Origin of the sequence: Chryseobacterium sp. GM_Chr_2 (assembly GCF_026540445.1) — a bacterium.
Taxonomy (GTDB): domain Bacteria; phylum Bacteroidota; class Bacteroidia; order Flavobacteriales; family Weeksellaceae; genus Chryseobacterium.
In genome coordinates, this window is record NZ_JALNUD010000027.1 from 1 (window position 1) to 901 (window position 901).

The 901-nt window shown below is 39.4% G+C and carries 1 protein-coding gene; it reads left to right on the forward strand.

What is annotated here, in order from left to right:
- Nucleotides 1-901: contractile injection system protein, VgrG/Pvc8 family (locus OXQ85_RS20565; RefSeq protein WP_267407015.1), on the forward strand; the 901-nt coding region annotated here is incomplete at both ends.

The following is a 901-nucleotide window of genomic DNA, read 5'->3' on the forward strand; positions in this document are numbered from 1 at the left end:
ATATGGCAATATCCGTCAGGTTTTTGTGGGTATTATCGCCAATATTCGAAACCGAAAAGAGAATGGTTACGGAGAACTTTATATCACCGGATATTCGCCGACAATGCTGATGGAAAGTGGAAAAAAATGCCGCAGCTTTGAAGGAAAATCACTGGAGCAGATCATCAAAGAAATTGTTTCGGAATATCCTGATGAAGCAAATATTTTGGTGCATCATCCCAATACGGAGTATTCGCTTCCGTACACGGTTCAATATAAAGAATCAGATTATCAGTTCATTAAAAGGCTCGCCATGAGGTTTGGTGAATATTTTTATTACAACGGTCAGCAACTTTTATTCGGCAATAAAGTGCAGGATATGTTAGATTTAGAGGAAAATAAAAATTTGATTGAAGTTGAGTTTCAAATGAATATCAAGCCACAGAATTTCAGCTATTCGGCGTATGATGTTCAGGTGGGTGAAAATATTGATTATCAGTCGAATTCTGTTCAACATCAATATAAAGAAAATCCGTTTCAGGCGGTGGCGATCAATGCCTCGGAAAACGTTTACAAAAAGAGATCCGAAATGTTCTACAATCATACGGGAATTTCGAATAATACCTCGAGAGAGCTGAAAGATTCGGTGAGGCGGGAGCGCGAAAACCGTGAAAATTTAATCATGATTAAAGGGAAAAGTAGGGATCCTTTATTGAAAATCGGAGGTTTGGCGAAGCTGATCGACATCAATGATAATCCAATGGAAACCTACCGTATCATCGAGCTTAAACATTATCACGACGGTAATGAATATTATAATGAATTTGTAGGCATTCCGGATCTGGAAAACGCGCCGTATCAGGATTCGGACGCGGTTCCTTTTGGTGAGGAGCAGTCGGCCAGAGTGGTTGATAATAATGAC